This is a genomic window from Flavobacterium sp. N502536 (genome assembly GCF_025947345.1).
Taxonomy (GTDB): Bacteria; Bacteroidota; Bacteroidia; order Flavobacteriales; family Flavobacteriaceae; genus Flavobacterium.
This window is the reverse complement of record NZ_CP110011.1, coordinates 2,974,219-2,992,726: the sequence shown is the minus strand read 5'-3', so window position 1 is coordinate 2,992,726 and position 18,508 is coordinate 2,974,219. Positions and strand designations below refer to the sequence as shown.

Sequence of the window (18,508 nt, the reverse complement as noted above, 5' to 3'; positions counted from 1 at the left end):
CTATTGCATTTATGTTTAAAATATACTCACACAGAAGAAAAAAAGATTTACAATTAAACCAGATATTTCTCTAGATCAAATTGCTTTTGCTATTCCGGGTGTCGCTATTCTGGAATATCTCCAAAAAAAAATGTAAAAACCTCCTTTTAAAATTATTGCAAACACACCCTGTAGCGTCTAAATAGGTACAATCAGAACAAGATTGACCCCATTATCAAAAAGTAAAATCATTCATATTATTGGTCGTGTGGATTCTGATATGGTCAGTTTTTAGAACATATGTATATATAGTAAGTAGGTACTAGACCCGCAACATTGAAAGATGAAGTAGCAAAAAAATTGCGGAAATGCCGGAGGCAAGTTTTCTGGCAGGAACATCAGGCGATTATAATTGGGTAGTTGATGTAATATACAGCGACGATAGCCCGCAAAAAGACTTTAATTAGTGAAGCATTTGGGATAGAAGGAATTTTTCATACCAAAACTAAAATTTCTTCTCAGGTTTATAAGTCTCTTGAGCCCGATTTAAAATTACTTCATTCTTGATTTTTAAATGTTCTGGCGATCACTTTAAAACACAATTAATTTATTTTTATGAGCAGAAATTATAATAACGATCGATTTATACCAGGAATTAAAGAAGGTTCGGAGGAGGCATTTAGAATGTTATTTGATTCTTTTCATTTGAAAATTTATACTGTTTCAAAAAGGATGGGAATGACTAACGAAGAGGCTGAAGATGTAATTCAGGAATGTTTTTTACAATTATGGAAACAAAGAGATTCTATTAAAGAGGATCTTTCCATTAATGGTTTATTGTATACAATTGCCAAAAGAATTATTTTGAAAAAAATAAAAGAAAATAAACATTATTACAAGTCTAAGGATCTAGAAGCCTACTCTTTGCCGACAGACAATAAAACACAAGATGACATTTCGTTTTTGGAAACAAATAAATTTATAGAAGAAACGATTGAAAATCTTCCAAATCAACAACGAATTACTTTTTTAATGAATTATAAAAAAGGAATGACTCCGGAAGAAATTTGCAAGGAATTGGAGCTTTCAAAAAGAACTGTCGAAAATCAAATATTCAGAGCAAAAAAGAAGATTAAAAATGTTTTGATTAAATTAGGACTCCTATTTTAAACTATGAAGATTTTTTATTCAAAGTATAATTATGAGTATTTTTAGGTTATTTTTCTAATGTAACAAATTAAAGTAACTAATCATGACAAACAATTAATATGTCACAAATTGATAAAAAGGATAATTTAAACGACAAGAACAAATTTAATGAATATTGGGATGATGAAACAACTCTTTATAGTAACCCTAATTCAAACAAAATTTATGAAAAGTTAAAAACAAAACTTTTTCCTTCTAAAGAACCAAAACCTTTTACTGCAAATAATTTTAATCGCAATTTACTTTATACCGCTGCTATTGTAGTGATAGCTTTTGGCATTTTTTGGATGAATCAATATACAGATCGAAGTGATTTAATTGTAATTAAGACTTTCGAAGGCGAAAATAAAGCATTGGTTTTACCTGATAATTCTAAAGTTATATTGTTAGAGAATTCTCAAATAAGCTATCTAAAATCTTTAAAAAACAATTCAAAAAGAGAAGTCAACCTTAAAGGAGACGCATTATTTACAGTTGTTCATAATACTAAAAAGCCTTTTATTGTAACAATAGAAAATCTTGTTATCAAAGACATTGGGACTATTTTTAAAATCAATACAATTTTAAAAAAGAACAATCTTCGGACTATAAGGGTAAATGTAGAAGAAGGAAGTATATCGATACATGAAAAAAATAATTTTCGAAAAAAAATTATTCTATTGGCGGGATATGAAGCGATTTATGATAAAAATAATTTTGCAGTACATAAAACTATTTTCAAAAATACAATTGAATTTAATAGCCCGTTATAGAAGATTTTTTTATCAACTCAGCGCACACTACAACGTCAAATTTTAATTTCATTCGATGAAAATATAGATTATTATCTATTCTTACCCTAACTTACTAGACTTCAATACAAATTAAAAAATAAAAAGAGAGATGTACAGAGCGAAATAGTAGTCCGTTGTCTTTTAATCTTCAGATAAATGATACAATCCTACATGAATTTAAGTTGAAGAGCATACCTGTTTTTCAATTTACTTCAGACTGCATAAATCTTATCAAGCCCCATTCCCTCGCCAATACAAACCCAATTCAAGCGGTTAGGTACAATAGTTTTGAGACATATCCCGACAATTTACCCAAAGAATATATTCCGGACACTTCTTTATTATTAGTTTGGCAATTACAGTTTCGTATAAAATATCTTTTTCCCAAATAATTTATTGCACAAAATTCAGCTACTTAATTATCTCAGTTGGAAAGCAGCCATCTAATTTTTTTTATCATTTATAAATTGGTTATGAGTATATACTACATTTTAAGGCAATTAATATGTAATACAAAACTTAAATAACCAAATTTTATTATGAAAAAAAGATTCTTATTCACCTTTTTTGTGACAGTAGTCTTCTCAAAAGGTATTTTTGCCCAAGGATTAACCACAGGAAGTATTTCGGGAAAAGTAACCGATTCCAAGTCATCTAGTTTATTGGGAGCGACAATACTCGTTGTCCATCAGCTGACTAATGCAAAATATTCTGCCAATACGAAAAGCGACGGGAGATTTGATCTGCCAAACGTAAAGGTTGGCGGGCCATACAAAATTACAGTTAGCTATACCGGGTTTACTCCCGAAATAGTTGATGATGTCATGGTTGTTTTGGGAGAAAACCTTTCCCTAGATCTTGTTCTAAAAGACGAAACGGCACAGCTGCAGGAGGTAGTCGTTAAAGGCAAAAAGGGGAATAAAATTATGACGAGCAATAAAAATGGCTCCGGTATTTCAATAGACAGATCAACTTTAGATGCTTTGCCTAGTATTTCAAGAAGTATGAGCGACTTTACACGTTTAGTCCCACAGGCAGGAGCACAAGGGATGTTAGGCAAAGGAGGTAAAAGTAATAATGTTTCTGTGGACGGTGCAGCTTTTAATAATGCTTTTGGCCTTGGATCGGAAGCAATTGGCGGATTGCCTGGAGGTAATGCAAATGCTCAGCCAATAAGCTTAGATGCAATCGATCAGATTTCTGTAGAATTGTCTCCTTATAATGTAAAAATTGGCGGTTTCACGGGCGCCAGTGTGAATGCCGTAACCAGAAGCGGGGACAATGAATTTAGAGGTTCTGTCTACAATTATTTCCGTAATCAGGGTATGGTAGGAGATAAAGTAAAAAATGCCAAAATTACCAATGCCAAATTTGAAGAGAATACTTTTGGTTTTAGATTAGGCGGCCCTATTATTAAAGACAAATTATTTTTCTTTGCCAACTATGAACAAACCAAAAGCTCCCGACCGGGAACAGTTTTTAAGGCAGCAGAACCAGGTTTATCAGGAGGGAATATCGCTACTATTAAAGCTGCTGATTTAGATGCTCTGGGGAACTACCTTAATTCGACTTATGGTTATAATGCAGGTAGCTACCAAAATTATAACCTGTACACAGAAAACAAAAAGTTTTTGGTAAAATTAGACTGGAATATTAGCGACAAACATAAAATGAATATTCGTTACAATCAATTGAAAGCTTCTGCTGATTCCGGAGTACCGAATGCTTTAAATAGTTTTGGTTTTAACAATAACGGAGCTTCCAGAAATAATGACATTTATTCACTTACTGCTGAATTGAGTAGCACTCTGAGTAATAAGGTAAGCAACCGTTTTTTTGCATCATACACTTCTTTACCTGATTATAGAAAGTATTTTGGTAGTTTGTTTCCACAGGTAATTATTAATGACAACGGTAACACTTATACATTTGGTACCAACAACGCTGCACGTGGCAATCGGGTAGATCAGAAAATATTTCAGATACAAAATGATGTCACTATAAATCTTGGAAAACATAAAATTTCAACAGGAATAAGTTACCAGCTAATCGATCTTCTGAATGAATTTACTTTTAACCCGCAAGGTACATTTATCTTTAATTCATTACCTAGTTTTTATAATAGTGCCCCTATTGGGACGATAACACCTTTGGGGGTAAGTTCTGGTTCAGGATTGCCAACTGCATATTCATTAGGATATACGTTGCAGCCTGGTCGTACTGTAACCTTAGATAAAGCGAAATTTGTTCAGTTTGGAGTTTATATGCAAGATGAGTTTTTTCCAACTGAAAAATTAAAAATAACAGCAGGAGTAAGAGCAGATGTTACTGCTTTTTTGACCAACCCTCAAAATAATCCTGCCGTTCCTGGTTACAATTTTCAAAATGCTAAAGGTGAATTGGAAAAATACAATACAACAAATACTCCGCGTACAACTGTTTTGATTTCGCCAAGGGTTGGTTTTAACTGGGATATAAAAGGAGATAGAACACTACAACTTAGGGGAGGTTCAGGAATCTTTTCAGGTAACATCCCATATGTATATATTAAAACAGGTTTTATAAATGGTCTCAACGAGGGAGCAATTAATGCACCAACAGCTGCTCAAGCTGCAGCCTACCCATTTAATCCCGATCCAAGAGCTTATATTCCAACTGATGGGAAAATGGCCGCCAATTATGAATTAAATTTCATTGCCCCCAACTTTAAACTGCCGCAAACTTTCCGCAGCACCTTAGGACTTGATGCTAAACTTCCGGGAAATATAATCGCATCTATTGAAGCAGTTTACAGCAGCGATATTAATGCTCCTTATTATAGAAATGCAAACTTAAATTATAATACAAGTACTACAAGTCCGGATGGAAGACTGAAATATACATCAGCCCGCATCAATCCTAATATTACCGGTGCATATGTTTTAGACAATATAAGCAAAGGGAGTCAATTCTTTCTAACAGAGTCTATTAGCAAACAATTTAGTAAAGATTTTGCAGTCTCATTGTCTTATACTTATGGAGAGTCAAAAGACGTATACCCCCTTAGAAGTACTATAGCGTCGGGAGCATTTAATGCTATTCAGGTGGTCGGAAATCCCAATGTACCCGTAAAGAATTACTCAGATTATGACCTTCGTCACAGAATAGTGGGAAGTCTAAATTATAGAATTTCTTATGCTAAGGATAAAATGGCTTCAAGTATTGGTATTTTCTTTGAGGGAGCGCAACAAGGAAGAGGAACTTATGCTTATGGAGGAACAGGAAATGTAAATCAGGATGGGTCGAATGCAAATGACTTAATTTTTGTACCACAAAATCAATCACAAATTAATCTGGTAGCTTCGAGTACAGCAACAGTTGAACAACAATGGGATGCTTTAGACAGATTTATCTCGAATTCAAAGTATTTAAAAAACAGAAGAGGTCAGTTTGCCGAAAGGAATGGTATCATGTTACCCTGGTATTATCAGGCCGACATAAAATTCTCACAAGATTTTAGCGGATTACTACTTAAAAATAAAAACACCTTACAGGTAACGGTTGATATTATAAATTTCACCAATTTAATCAATAAAAATTGGGGAGTATATAACACAATTGCAAATACGACCCCAATCACAGCTCTTAGCGCCACAACATTTCAGGTAAATCCGGCTTTGTTACAAAGAGGAGAGTTTATTCAGGATAATGGATTGAATTCACGTTATAGAATACAGGTAGGTGTAAGATATTCATTTAACTAAAAGGTTCAAACTAGAGAACTAATTGTAATATGGAATTAGTTCTCTTAAATTTTAAAATATGAAACATTTTTTTTATTCATTCTTACTTCTTTGCAGCTCATTATTTTTATTCAGTGCTTCTAACTTTTATACTGACAGCTGCAGAAAAAAAAAACAGTCCCTTCAGGATTATTTTAAATGGAAACCCGGTAAAACTTATCCCATAATTATGGGGCATAGAATGGCTCCTATATCAGGTTATGCTGATAATGGTTTTAAAACATTAGAGTATACTCAAAAAATAGCTCCATGCATCGTACAGGAAATGGATGTGCGCATGACTAAAGACCATGTTTTAGTAATGCTACATGATGCGACTTTAGAACGAACAACAACAGGAAAAGGAAATTTAACTGACTTTACTTTTAAGGAACTCAATAATTTTGAGCTCAAAGATATTTACGGAAGAATTCTCAAAGGAGAGCATATTCCCACTTTATCTAAAATCCTTCAGTTTGTAAAGAAAAAGAAGATGATTGTTGCTCTTGATATGAAAAAAGGGACTGACCCCGAAATATTAATGAGAGAGGTAGTTAAATCAAAAACATTAGATAATGTTATTATTATTTGCTATACTCTTAATGATGCAATAATACTAAACAAAATGTATCCTAAATTAATGCTGGCTTTGGGGTTTAATAGCTTGGATGATATCGAGACTATAAAGCACTCAGGATTGCCTTTTGAAAATCTTATTGCTTTAACTCCAAATGAGTTAAAAGAAAAAACATTCTATGATCAAATACACTCTATGGGAATAATGGTTTCATTTAGTGCTCAGGGAGGTGTTGACCTTGAATATTCAAAAAAAAGGGGAGCAAGTTATAAAAAAGTATTTGATCATGGTGGAGACATTATTTGCACTGATAGTCTGGAAAATGTTTTAAAGACATTTTCATTAAAAAAAAATTAGCAAAAAGCACCAAATGCTACAGCACAAAAAAATCCGCTTTAATCCGCGTTTTCGCGCAGCGAATCAGTACAATTCGCGGTCTATTTTAAAACAGTAGATCAGCCAAGGATATAAAATAAAGAACAAACAGAAAAAAATCCGTTCTAATCCGCGTTTTCGCGCAGCGAATCACCACCATCCGCGATCAGTTTTTTAACCGCAAGGTTCGCAAAGCTTTACGCGAAGCACGCAAAGGTCTTTAGCACTCAAAAACCATTATAAAACAAAAAACCCTGTTTCTATTCGAAACAGGGTTTTTAAAAAGAAAGGCGACGACATACTCTCCCACATAACTGCAGTACCATCTGCGCAGGCGGGCTTAACTACTCTGTTCGGGATGGGAAGAGGTGAGCCCCGCCGCAATAACCACCTTAAGAAGTTATAATTGCTTTGGGCAATTTTTTTTAATTAATAATTGATAATTCACAATTGATAATTAAAATAATATTTTAACATACTGAGATAAAGAAACATAAATTGTTTAGAAAGTTTCTTCCTCCGGGTTGCCCCGGAGGAAAAGGGTGTACATAAGCTTACGGATTATTAGTACTACTCGACTATGACATTACTGCCTTTACATCTATAGCCTATCAACGTGGTCATCTTCCACGATCCTTAAAAGAAATCTCATCTTGTGGTGGGTTTCGCGCTTATATGCTTTCAGCGCTTATCCCTTCCAAACGTAGCTACTCTGCGGTGCCCCTGGCGGGACAACAGATACACTAGAGGTTTGTCCAATTCGGTCCTCTCGTACTAGAATCAGATCCACTCAAATTTCTAACGCCCACAGTAGATAGAGACCGAACTGTCTCACGACGTTCTGAACCCAGCTCGCGTGCCACTTTAATGGGCGAACAGCCCAACCCTTGGGACCTTCTCCAGCCCCAGGATGTGACGAGCCGACATCGAGGTGCCAAACCCCCCCGTCGATATGAGCTCTTGGGGGAGATCAGCCTGTTATCCCCGGCGTACCTTTTATCCTTTGAGCGATGGCCCTTCCATGCGGAACCACCGGATCACTATGCTCTACTTTCGTACCTGATCGACCTGTATGTCTCTCAGTCAAGCTCCCTTATGCCATTGCACTCTACGCACGGTTACCAAGCGTACTGAGGGAACCTTTAGAAGCCTCCGTTACTCTTTTGGAGGCGACCACCCCAGTCAAACTACCCACCAAGCAATGTCCCCCGCAATACGGGGTTAGGCCTCAGATAAACAAAGGGTTGTATTTCAACAATGACTCCACAACGCCTGGCGACGCCACTTCACAGTCTCCAACCTATCCTACACATCATTTATCCAAGGTCAATACTAAGCTATAGTAAAGGTGCACAGGGTCTTTTCGTCCCACTGCGGGTAAACGGCATCTTCACCGTTACTACAATTTCACCGAGCTCATGGCTGAGACAGTGTCCAGATCGTTACACCATTCGTGCAGGTCGGAACTTACCCGACAAGGAATTTCGCTACCTTAGGACCGTTATAGTTACGGCCGCCGTTTACTGGGGCTTCAATTCAATGCTTCTCCGAAGATAACATCTCCTCTTAACCTTCCAGCACCGGGCAGGTGTCAGGCCCTATACTTCATCTTACGATTTTGCAGAGCCCTGTGTTTTTGATAAACAGTCGCCTGGACCTCTTCACTGCGGCCCCGATTGCTCGGGGCGACCTTTCTCCCGAAGTTACAGGTCTATTTTGCCTAATTCCTTAGCCATGAATCTCTCGAGCACCTTAGGATTCTCTCCTCAACTACCTGTGTCGGTTTACGGTACTGGTACTAATTACCTGAAGTTTAGAGGTTTTTCTTGGAAGCCCTTAGGCGCACTATCTCTTTGTCCGAAGACTCCGAGTACTATCGTATTTCCCCAAGACGCGTGGATTTGCCTGCGCATCTTATAGGTAGGTACTTCAACGAACTATTCCGTCAGTTCGCGGCGCTTTCATCACTCCGTCACCCCATCACAGTAATTAGTAGTACGGGAATATTAACCCGTTGGCCATCGACTGTCCCTTTCGGGTTCGCCTTAGGACCAGACTAACCCACAGCTGATTAGCATAGCTGTGGAAACCTTAGTTTTTCGGTGTGCGGGTTTCTCGCCCGCATTATCGTTACTTATGCCTACATTTTCTTTTCTAACCAGTCCAGCATACCTGACGATACACCTTCAACCCTGTTAGAATGCTCCCCTACCACTTACAATTGCTTGTAAATCCATAGCTTCGGTAATACGCTTATGCCCGATTATTATCCATGCTCGTCCGCTCGACTAGTGAGCTGTTACGCACTCTTTAAATGAATGGCTGCTTCCAAGCCAACATCCTAGCTGTCTGGGCAGACAAACCTCGTTCTTTCAACTTAGCGTATATTTGGGGACCTTAGCTGATGGTCTGGGTTCTTTCCCTCTCGGACTTGGACCTTAGCACCCAAGCCCTCACTGCTGAGAAACATTATATAGCATTCGGAGTTTGTCAGGAATTGGTAGGCGGTGAAGCCCCCGCATCCAATCAGTAGCTCTACCTCTATATAACTTTACGCTCAGCGCTGCACCTAAATGCATTTCGGGGAGTACGAGCTATTTCCGAGTTTGATTGGCCTTTCACCCCTACCCACAGGTCATCCGAAGACTTTTCAACGTCAACCGGTTCGGTCCTCCACTGTGTGTTACCACAGCTTCAACCTGCCCATGGGTAGATCACACGGTTTCGCGTCTAACACTACTGACTAAAGCGCCCTATTCAGACTCGCTTTCGCTACGGATCCGTGACTTAATCACTTAACCTTGCCAGCAACGTTAACTCGTAGGCTCATTATGCAAAAGGCACGCCGTCACCCCACGAAAGGGCTCCGACCGCTTGTAAGCGTATGGTTTCAGGATCTATTTCACTCCGTTATTCACGGTTCTTTTCACCTTTCCCTCACGGTACTGGTTCACTATCGGTCTCTCAGGAGTATTTAGCCTTAGCGGATGGTCCCGCCAAATTCAGACAGGGTTTCACGTGCCCCGCCCTACTCAGGATACCACTATCTATTATACTCGTTACCCATACGGGGCTATCACCCTCTATGGCGTCACTTTCCAGTAACTTCCGGTTCCTTGTACATAAAATGTCGTGGTCCTACAACCCCAACAATGCCGTAACATCATTGGTTTGGGCTAATCCGCGTTCGCTCGCCACTACTTACGGAATCACTTTTGTTTTCTTCTCCTCCGCCTACTTAGATGTTTCAGTTCAGCGGGTTTGCCCACCTATCGGTGTACTATGTCTTCAACATAGTGGGTTGCCCCATTCAGGTATCTACGGATCAATCGGTGTGTGCCCGTCCCCGTAGCTTTTCGCAGCTTATCACGCCTTTCATCGCCTCTGAGAGCCTAGGCATCCCCCATACGCCCTTATTTTGCTTATTGTACCAATCATAAATTTAATTATGACCGTTTTTTTTTGTCTTTTGTTATTAAATAACAAAAAACGCTTTCTACTTTTTATTATTTTCTTATCTCAATATGTCAATGAACTTTTATCCTTTCGGATCTGTGGAGAATAACGGAGTCGAACCGTTGACCTCCTGCGTGCAAGGCAGGCGCTCTAGCCAGCTGAGCTAATCCCCCATTTTTCAATCTTAGATTGTAGAATTCAGATTTTAGATTTCTAATTCTTCTCTAATTTCCTTTGGTGAATTCCAACTTCTAGAATTTCCTTATTTAAGTATTTCAGTCTTTTTTAGTTTGTTGTTATTGTTGTTGTTTTTTATTAATAATTAATAATTAACAATCAACAATTCTAAAAAAGTAGTCCCGGGCAGACTCGAACTGCCGACCCCTACATTATCAGTGTAGTACTCTAACCAGCTGAGCTACGAGACTCTGTTTTACTTAATTTTCATTTTTTTTTAAATTAACAGCAAGAGTAATTGAATTTAGCGATTCAGATCCTTTAAATAAACATCTTTTTTCCTTAACGTGCATTACTGCTAACATTTAAGGCTCTAGAAAGGAGGTGTTCCAGCCGCACCTTCCGGTACGGCTACCTTGTTACGACTTAGCCCTAGTTACCAGTTTTACCCTAGGCAGCTCCTTGCGGTCACCGACTTCAGGCACCCCCAGCTTCCATGGCTTGACGGGCGGTGTGTACAAGGCCCGGGAACGTATTCACCGGATCATGGCTGATATCCGATTACTAGCGATTCCAGCTTCACGGAGTCGAGTTGCAGACTCCGATCCGAACTGTGACCGGTTTTATAGATTCGCTCCTGGTCGCCCAGTGGCTGCTCTCTGTACCGGCCATTGTAGCACGTGTGTAGCCCAAGGCGTAAGGGCCGTGATGATTTGACGTCATCCCCACCTTCCTCACAGTTTGCACTGGCAGTCTTGTTAGAGTTCCCGACATGACTCGCTGGCAACTAACAACAGGGGTTGCGCTCGTTATAGGACTTAACCTGACACCTCACGGCACGAGCTGACGACAACCATGCAGCACCTTGTAAATTGTCTTGCGAAAGATCTGTTTCCAAACCGGTCAATCTACATTTAAGCCTTGGTAAGGTTCCTCGCGTATCATCGAATTAAACCACATGCTCCACCGCTTGTGCGGGCCCCCGTCAATTCCTTTGAGTTTCATTCTTGCGAACGTACTCCCCAGGTGGGATACTTATCACTTTCGCTTAGCCACTGAGATTGCTCCCAACAGCTAGTATCCATCGTTTACGGCGTGGACTACCAGGGTATCTAATCCTGTTCGCTACCCACGCTTTCGTCCATCAGCGTCAATCCATTAGTAGTAACCTGCCTTCGCAATTGGTATTCCATGTAATCTCTAAGCATTTCACCGCTACACTACATATTCTAGTTACTTCCTAATAATTCAAGTTTAGCAGTATCAATGGCCGTTCCACCGTTGAGCGATGGGCTTTCACCACTGACTTACTAAACCGCCTACGGACCCTTTAAACCCAATGATTCCGGATAACGCTTGGATCCTCCGTATTACCGCGGCTGCTGGCACGGAGTTAGCCGATCCTTATTCTTACGATACCGTCAAGCTCCAACACGTTGGAGTGTTTCTTCTCGTATAAAAGCAGTTTACAATCCATAGGACCGTCATCCTGCACGCGGCATGGCTGGATCAGGCTTGCGCCCATTGTCCAATATTCCTCACTGCTGCCTCCCGTAGGAGTCTGGTCCGTGTCTCAGTACCAGTGTGGGGGATCTCCCTCTCAGGACCCCTACCCATCGTAGCCTTGGTAAGCCGTTACCTTACCAACTAGCTAATGGGACGCATGCTCATCTTTTACCGTTGTGACTTTAATAGTGATCTCATGCGAGATTGCTATGCTATGAGGTATTAATCCAAATTTCTCTGGGCTATCCCTCTGTAAAAGGTAGATTGCATACGCGTTACGCACCCGTGCGCCGGTCTCTAGTTCCGAAGAACTATACCCCTCGACTTGCATGTGTTAAGCCTGCCGCTAGCGTTCATCCTGAGCCAGGATCAAACTCTTCATCGTATATTTTTATATTATATTGCGATGTCGTCTCTATCGGTTCTTTGCGAATCTCTCGATTCCATTACTCTTATTCTTTTGTTTTAACATCTCTGTTAAAACGGCTGTCAATTCAATATGTCTACGAACGTGTCTTCTTGTGTTTGGCTTGTGTTTCAAAGCGGGTGCAAAAGTAGAAAACTTATTTCTAAATGGCAAGAGTTTTTTGAAGTTTTTTTTAGAAAATTTCTTTTCAACTTTACTTCTTTCTCCTTCCAATCTTTCAATGAGCTTCCCGTGTTTTGCGGGGTGCAAATGTAATATCCGTTTTCCATTCTCGCAAGCTTTTTTGAATTTTTATTTGAAAATTTCTTTTCGTTTTGATTCCTTTTCTTGCCAGTATTTCGGTGAACGTCTGTCGCTGTTGCGGGTGCAAAAGTAGACACTTTATTCACTTTTACAAGCTTTTTACACAAGTATTTTTGATGTTTTTGAAAACTTTTTGTTAACACTCTGATAACACCCCTTTTAGAATTTAATCTATTTTTAGTTTTGAAAGGTTTTTCTTTAGTGAATCTCTTTCAGGATAATCCCATCTTTCCAAACGCCCCGATTTTACTGGTCTCGCAAAACAAACCCGACAGGTTTTGAAAACCTGTCGGGTTTAAAAGGACGCTGCGTTTTTGTTTTTTGGGTTGTTTTCTTTTGAAAACCTATCCCCTAGCCCCGATAGAAGTGGAAATCCTTTTGCTTTTTCCTTTAAAAAGCAAAAGATTGTAGCGGATAGCGGGAGAGGGCTTCTCATTAACTTCAAATTCCAAATACCAAAATCCAAACTTGATGGCTTCGACTTCGCTCAGCCGGACAAAAGCACTCTTATTATATTTTCGCTCGGTTGGACAAAAATTACTCCTACTATAAGGTAGCAAAAAATAAACCCGACAGGTTTTGGAAACCTGTCGGGTTGGTACTATATATGTAGGTATTTAATTTAAACTATCGATAACTTCTTTTGTAATATGAATACTTTTAAGTTTGGCCTGATGATCGAATATAGGACTGGTCACCATCAACTCATCGATTTGAGCATAATTGATAAACTTTTTAAGATCTGTTGCCAAGTGCTCCTTATCTCCGGTAAAAGTACAGGCGGTCATCTGGTTGACATGAAAGCGCTCTTCTTCGCTCATGATAGCATCGAGAGAGTCTACAGGAGGCTGCAAACCTTTACGATCGTTTCGAATTAAATTCAAAAACATCTGATACAAACTGGTAGACAACCTTTCGGCTTCTTCGTTTGTATCTGCCGCAACAATATTGACACACGCCATGGTTCTTGGCTTATCTAAAGTAGCTGACGGCTGAAAATTTTCGCGATAAAACTCAAATGCCTGTATCATTTGTCGCGGAGCAAAATGCCCGGCGAATGCATATGGCAATCCATAGGCTGCAGCAAGAGCAGCACTGTCCATACTTGAACCTAAAATCCAGATGGGAACATTTGTTCCTTCTGCCGGAAATGCCCTTACTTTTGCTGTTGCATTTTCGGTAGAGAAGTAATCCTGAAGCTTTGTTACATTTTGCGGAAACCGCTGCGCCTGTTCAAAAAAGTCCTTTCGAATGGCTTCGGCTGTTGGCTGATCTGTTCCGGGAGCTCTTCCTAGACCTAAATCAATTCTACCCGGATAAAGTGTTTCTAAAGTTCCGAATTGCTCTGCTACTATTAAAGGAGAATGATTGGGCAACATGATTCCGCCGGAACCTACCCGAATGTTTTGAGTCTGACTCGCAATATAACCAATCAAGACAACTGTAGCAGAACTGGCAACATGCGCCATATTATGGTGTTCTGCAAGCCAAAATCGCTTGTATCCTAAATTATCTGCTAATTGCGCTATGTCTTTTGTTTTTTGAAATGTTTCTTTGGCATTGCTATCCTGAGTAATGATAGCGAGCTCTAATAATGAGACTGAAATTGGGTTTTTCATATAAAAAAATGCTAGGATACAAAATTAACTCATTTATACAGATGCCTTTTGTTTTCTAATGTTAATAGATTTATAATATTTCTTTCGTAAAAACCGAACACTAGTGAATACTATTTTCAGTAATCTGTTAGAACATTCGCTCCTCTGGAGCTTTTTGATACCTGAAAATTACATTTACCAGAAACATTTTACTCCGCTGGAGCAATTTCAGAAAAAACAGGAAGCTTTACTTTTTAAACCTGAATTCATCCCTCCTTTTTTTCTTCAAATTTATCCTGCAATCCGTGAGTCAAAAGATTTAAAGAGTAAATTTGTATTTCGAAATTAACTCCCCGCTTTAACTATATCCCCAAATGACAAATAAAATTTTAATTATAGACGACGAAGAAAAACTAAGAAGTTTGTTGGCACGCATTATTAAATCGGAAGGATTTGAAGTAATTGAAGCCAAAGATTTAAAATCTGGTTTTAAGAAGCTCGAACAAACCGATATTGATGTCGTTTTATGTGATGTAAAATTACCCGACGGAAATGGTGTTGACTTTCTGCAGCATATAAAAGCAAGTTTTCCTTTGATTGAAGTTATTTTACTAACGGCTTTCGGAAATATTCCGGACGGCGTTCAGGCTATGAAAAATGGAGCTTTCGATTATATTGTAAAAGGTGATGACAATGATAAAATCATTCCGCTGCTCTACAAAGCTGTCGAGAAAGTACATTTACAAAAAAAGGTAAAACAACTCGAAAAACGCATTGGCGACAAATATTCTTTTAATACAATTATTGGAAAATCGAAAGGCATCGAGCAGGTTGTTGATTTAGCTAAAAAAGTGGCCAAAACCGATTCGACTGTTTTACTGACAGGCGAAACCGGGACGGGAAAAGAGGTTTTTGCACAAGCCATTCACGAAAACAGTAATCGTGTGGGTAAATCTTTTGTGGCCTTAAACTGCAGTACTTTCAGCAAAGAAATCCTCGAAAGTGAACTCTTCGGACATAAACAAGGCGCTTTTACCGGAGCTTTAAAAGATAAAAAAGGGTTTATCGAAGAAGCCAATGGCGGAACTTTATTTCTGGATGAGATTGGAGAAATGCCCATTGAACTACAGGCCAAATTGTTGCGCGTTTTAGAAACCAGCGAATACATTCCGCTTGGTGATACTACTCCAAAAAAATCAAATTTCAGGTTGATTGCCGCAACAAACCGAGATTTAAAAATAGAAAGCGAAGAACATCGTTTTCGTTCCGATTTGTATTTCCGACTCAATATTTTTGAGATTACACTGCCGCCATTACGCGAAAGGGTAAAAGACATTGCGCTTTTGACACACTCTTTTGTCAAGCAGTTTTCTGAGAAAACCAATAAAAAAACATTGCAGGTAGCCGATGATTTCATTCAAAAATTAGAACATTATTCGTGGCCGGGAAATATTCGTGAGCTTAAAAACATTATCGAAAGATCGGTTATTTTAAGTAGTAACGATACGCTGACTTCAGATGTTTTACCATACGAAATGCAACATGAAAAAGAAAAAAACACCAAGCAGATGTCGGCTTTTTCGATGCAGAGTGTTGAAAAACTGCACATACAGAAGGTTCTAAACTATTCAAAAGGCAATAAGGCCGAAACGGCACGCTTACTCGAAATCGGGATTGCAACTCTGTATAGAAAATTAGACGAGTATGGGATTCAGTAGTAATGTGACAATGTGAGATGTTAGTTGTGAATACGATTTCATTTCACACTACATTTTACAAATCACATTTCACATCTTACAAATACCAAATCACCTTATCATTTCAATAAAAGCTTATCATTATGATAGGCTTTTTTTATACCTGATTTTTGGCACAAAAGCATAATTCATTTACCAGCAACACCTTAGCTGTTATTTCATAATTTAGGTCTAACTTTTGGCATAAGTGGGAAGAACACAAAAATTCATTCTCATGAAAAATCAAGTCACTTCAATCTACAAACAAGCTGATCGCTTTGCTGAGATAACTAAAAAATCAATAATATCCGGCAATATTGTTCGCGCAAAAAAATGCCTGGCACTTGCTGAACGCCTATTCATCAACGGAAGTATCGAAACTAAAAACGCCATTTCGAATGTGTATGTTTTTTCGGTTTCTTCTTTTATGGAAATGCGTCACTGTAATATCTCACATCTTTTTCCACAAACGCTTAAAGCAGAATATATCCGACAAGTTAATACCTCAGGCGTATAAAGTGCCTGATCGGTTGACTGTCTCCAATATAATAATCCAACAATCTAATAATCTATAATCTATGTTAATCACATTTCTTTTACTCGCATTGGGCGCCCTACTCTTTGCAATCTGTTTTAAATCGGTTGAATTTTTTGAAAAAATCTAAATCATGACTGCACTATTTATTGTTTCGATTGCCGTTTTTGGCTATTTGGTTTATGTATTAATTAAACCCGAAAAATTTTAATGATGTTACAAGTTATAAGTGAGATGTTGGATGTTATGCATCGATCTCCTTTTACAAATCACATCTGACATTTCACTAAAATTAAAAAAAATTATGAATACAGAATTATTAGGCGTCATTGGTATTTTTATCCTCACGATAGTTTTAGCCATTCCCTTAGGAAAATATGTTGCTAAAGTTTATTTAGGAGACAAAACACTTTTTGACCCGATTTTCAATCCAATTGAAAAACTCATCTTTAAAATCAGCGGTATCAATTCCACTGAAGAAATGAACTGGAAACAACACTTAAAAGCACTTTTAGGTATTAATATGATTTGGTTCTTTCTTTGCTTTTTCATTTTATTGTTCCAGGGATCGCTGTTTTTAAATCCCGATAACAACCCGTCAATGAGTCCGGATCTGGCTTTTAATACTGCCATTTCATTTGTTGTGAATTGTAACTTACAACATTATTCGGGCGAAAGCGGTGTTTCTTATCTGTCACAAATGTTCCTGATGTTCCTTCAATTTGTTTCTGCTGGTGTAGGACTGGCCGCAGCTGCGATGGTTTTCACTGCAATGAAGGAAAGAACAACCGAAAAACTGGGTAACTTTTACAATTATTTTATCAAAAGTTGTACGCGTATTTTATTGCCTCTTTCGGCTATTGTAGCAGTTGCTCTATTGTTTAGCGGAACTCCTATGACGTTTGAAGGGAAAGACGCGATTACAACTTTACAAGGTGATCACGTAGAAGTTTCCCGCGGACCTGCCGCAGCCTTTATTGCCATCAAGCATATCGGTACCAATGGTGGTGGTTTTTTTGGAGCCAATTCAGCGCATCCGTTAGAAAACCCAACCTATTTTAGTAATGCGGTGGAGTTATGGGCACAATTAATTGTTCCGTTTGCCATGATTTTTGCCTTAGGTTTTTATTTGAAAAAAAGAAAATTATCTTATGTCATTTTTGGTGTTATGACGGTTGGATTCCTGTTACTGGTTATCCCGACGGTAATGAGTGAAATCAACGGAAATCCTGCTATAGAAAAAATGGGAATCGCTCAGACAACCGGAGCAATGGAAGGAAAAGAGGTTCGTTTAGGGCCAGCCATTTCAGGTTTCTGGAGTATTGCCACAACCGTAATCTCTACAGGTTCTGTAAATAGTATGCATGACAGTTCGATGCCGGTATCAGGAGCAATGGAATTACTTGCCATGATGGTGAATGCCTTTTATGGCGGTTGCGGTGTTGGTATTCTGAACTTTTATGTCTTCATTATTCTGGCAGTATTTATTTCCGGATTAATGGTAGGACGGACTCCTGAATTTTTAGGAAAGAAAATTGAAGCCCGGGAAGTTAAGATTGCTGCTTTCATTGCAATTCTTCATCCTTTATTAATATTATCAGGAACAGCTTTAGCCTCTTATTTTGCAGCAAATGATACTGCAATGGGATGGTGGTTTAGCGGAAACGCAACAGGCTGGCTCAACAATCCGGGACATCACGGATTCTCAGAAATGTTATACGAATATACTTCAAGTGCTGCCAACAATGGTTCAGGTTTTGAAGGTTTGGGAGATAACAATCCGTTCTGGAATATCACTACAGGAATTGTTTTATTGTTAAGCCGTTTCATTCCAATCGTTGGACCATTGGCTATCGCAGGTTTACTGGCAGGTAAAAAATACATCCCGGAAAGTGCAGGAACTTTAAAAACGGATACTACAATTTTTGGAATAATGGTTTTTGCCGTAATCGCAATTATCGCTGCTTTATCATTCTTCCCGGCGTTGGCACTTGGACCTTTAGCGGAATATTTCACACTAAAATAATTCGTTTCTCAATGCTAAACGATGTTTTTTAAACACATAGAAACATAGATAAAATGAATTCAAAAGAAAA

Annotated in this window: 9 protein-coding genes, 2 tRNA genes and 3 rRNA genes; 8 read left to right on the top strand and 6 right to left on the bottom strand. The window is 38.5% G+C overall.

What is annotated here, in order from left to right; all coding sequences use genetic code 11:
- Positions 1 to 594: 594 nt before the first annotated feature.
- From OLM61_RS12825 to OLM61_RS12810, 4 genes are all read left to right on the top strand, one after another.
- On the top strand, positions 595 to 1,149 hold the full coding sequence (locus OLM61_RS12825) for an RNA polymerase sigma factor (RefSeq protein ID WP_264523046.1): 555 nt from the start codon (positions 595 to 597) through the stop codon (positions 1,147 to 1,149).
- A 98-nt stretch (positions 1,150 to 1,247) separates the two neighbouring features.
- Positions 1,248 to 1,940 (top strand): FecR family protein, encoded by a 693-nt coding sequence (locus OLM61_RS12820; RefSeq protein ID WP_264523045.1) that lies wholly within the window; start codon positions 1,248 to 1,250, stop codon positions 1,938 to 1,940.
- A 560-nt stretch (positions 1,941 to 2,500) separates the two neighbouring features.
- Positions 2,501 to 5,704 carry a carboxypeptidase regulatory-like domain-containing protein gene (locus tag OLM61_RS12815; RefSeq protein ID WP_264523044.1) on the top strand — a complete coding sequence of 1,068 codons (3,204 nt, stop codon included), beginning with the start codon at positions 2,501 to 2,503 and terminating at the stop codon, positions 5,702 to 5,704.
- Positions 5,705 to 5,762: 58 nt separating this feature from the next.
- Positions 5,763 to 6,656: a glycerophosphodiester phosphodiesterase family protein gene (locus OLM61_RS12810; RefSeq protein WP_264523043.1), complete on the top strand. Its 894-nt coding sequence runs from the start codon at positions 5,763 to 5,765 to the stop codon at positions 6,654 to 6,656.
- A 303-nt stretch (positions 6,657 to 6,959) separates the two neighbouring features.
- Here the strand turns inward: OLM61_RS12810 and rrf are convergent.
- The 6 genes from rrf to OLM61_RS12780 form a co-directional block, all read right to left on the bottom strand.
- A 5S ribosomal RNA gene (rrf, locus tag OLM61_RS12805) occupies positions 6,960 to 7,069 on the bottom strand.
- Positions 7,070 to 7,218: 149 nt separating this feature from the next.
- Positions 7,219 to 10,102, bottom strand: a 23S ribosomal RNA gene (locus OLM61_RS12800).
- Between the two features lie 127 nt (positions 10,103 to 10,229).
- Positions 10,230 to 10,303, bottom strand: a tRNA-Ala gene (locus OLM61_RS12795).
- A 181-nt stretch (positions 10,304 to 10,484) separates the two neighbouring features.
- Positions 10,485 to 10,558, bottom strand: a tRNA-Ile gene (locus OLM61_RS12790).
- A gap of 126 nt (positions 10,559 to 10,684) precedes the next feature.
- Positions 10,685 to 12,198 (bottom strand): 16S ribosomal RNA (locus OLM61_RS12785).
- The 16S, 23S and 5S rRNA genes sit together here with 2 tRNA genes alongside, the layout of an rRNA operon.
- Positions 12,199 to 13,160: 962 nt before the next feature.
- Entirely contained in the window at positions 13,161 to 14,162 is a 1,002-nt protein-coding gene (locus OLM61_RS12780; protein WP_264523042.1) for an LLM class flavin-dependent oxidoreductase, read from the bottom strand.
- 353 nt (positions 14,163 to 14,515) lie between these two features.
- Between OLM61_RS12780 and OLM61_RS12775 the strand changes: the two genes are divergently transcribed.
- The 4 genes from OLM61_RS12775 (at position 14,516) to kdpA (ending at position 18,438) form a co-directional block, all read left to right on the top strand.
- Positions 14,516 to 15,859 carry a sigma-54-dependent transcriptional regulator gene (locus OLM61_RS12775; protein WP_264523041.1) on the top strand — a complete coding sequence of 448 codons (1,344 nt, stop codon included), beginning with the start codon at positions 14,516 to 14,518 and terminating at the stop codon, positions 15,857 to 15,859.
- A 253-nt stretch (positions 15,860 to 16,112) separates the two neighbouring features.
- The gene (locus OLM61_RS12770) at positions 16,113 to 16,394 is read left to right on the top strand and encodes a hypothetical protein (protein ID WP_173964278.1); all 282 of its coding nucleotides are present in this window, start codon (positions 16,113 to 16,115) and stop codon (positions 16,392 to 16,394) included.
- Positions 16,395 to 16,545: 151 nt separating this feature from the next.
- A complete protein-coding gene (gene kdpF, locus OLM61_RS12765) occupies positions 16,546 to 16,623 on the top strand; it encodes a K(+)-transporting ATPase subunit F (RefSeq protein ID WP_073075461.1) in 78 nt (25 codons plus the stop codon).
- A 93-nt stretch (positions 16,624 to 16,716) separates the two neighbouring features.
- The gene (gene kdpA, locus OLM61_RS12760) at positions 16,717 to 18,438 is read left to right on the top strand and encodes a potassium-transporting ATPase subunit KdpA (protein WP_264523040.1); all 1,722 of its coding nucleotides are present in this window, start codon (positions 16,717 to 16,719) and stop codon (positions 18,436 to 18,438) included.
- Positions 18,439 to 18,508: the final 70 nt, after the last annotated feature.

Coding starts and splice junctions, on each gene's coding strand:
- OLM61_RS12810 (WP_264523043.1), top strand. CDS start 5,763: ATGAAACATTTTTTTTATTCATTCTTACTTCTTTGCAGCTCATTATTT.
- OLM61_RS12815 (WP_264523044.1), top strand. CDS start 2,501: ATGAAAAAAAGATTCTTATTCACCTTTTTTGTGACAGTAGTCTTCTCA.
- kdpF (WP_073075461.1), top strand. CDS start 16,546: ATGACTGCACTATTTATTGTTTCGATTGCCGTTTTTGGCTATTTGGTT.
- OLM61_RS12820 (WP_264523045.1), top strand. CDS start 1,248: ATGTCACAAATTGATAAAAAGGATAATTTAAACGACAAGAACAAATTT.
- kdpA (WP_264523040.1), top strand. CDS start 16,717: ATGAATACAGAATTATTAGGCGTCATTGGTATTTTTATCCTCACGATA.
- OLM61_RS12775 (WP_264523041.1), top strand. CDS start 14,516: ATGACAAATAAAATTTTAATTATAGACGACGAAGAAAAACTAAGAAGT.
- OLM61_RS12770 (WP_173964278.1), top strand. CDS start 16,113: ATGAAAAATCAAGTCACTTCAATCTACAAACAAGCTGATCGCTTTGCT.
- OLM61_RS12780 (WP_264523042.1), bottom strand. CDS start 14,162: ATGAAAAACCCAATTTCAGTCTCATTATTAGAGCTCGCTATCATTACT.
- OLM61_RS12825 (WP_264523046.1), top strand. CDS start 595: ATGAGCAGAAATTATAATAACGATCGATTTATACCAGGAATTAAAGAA.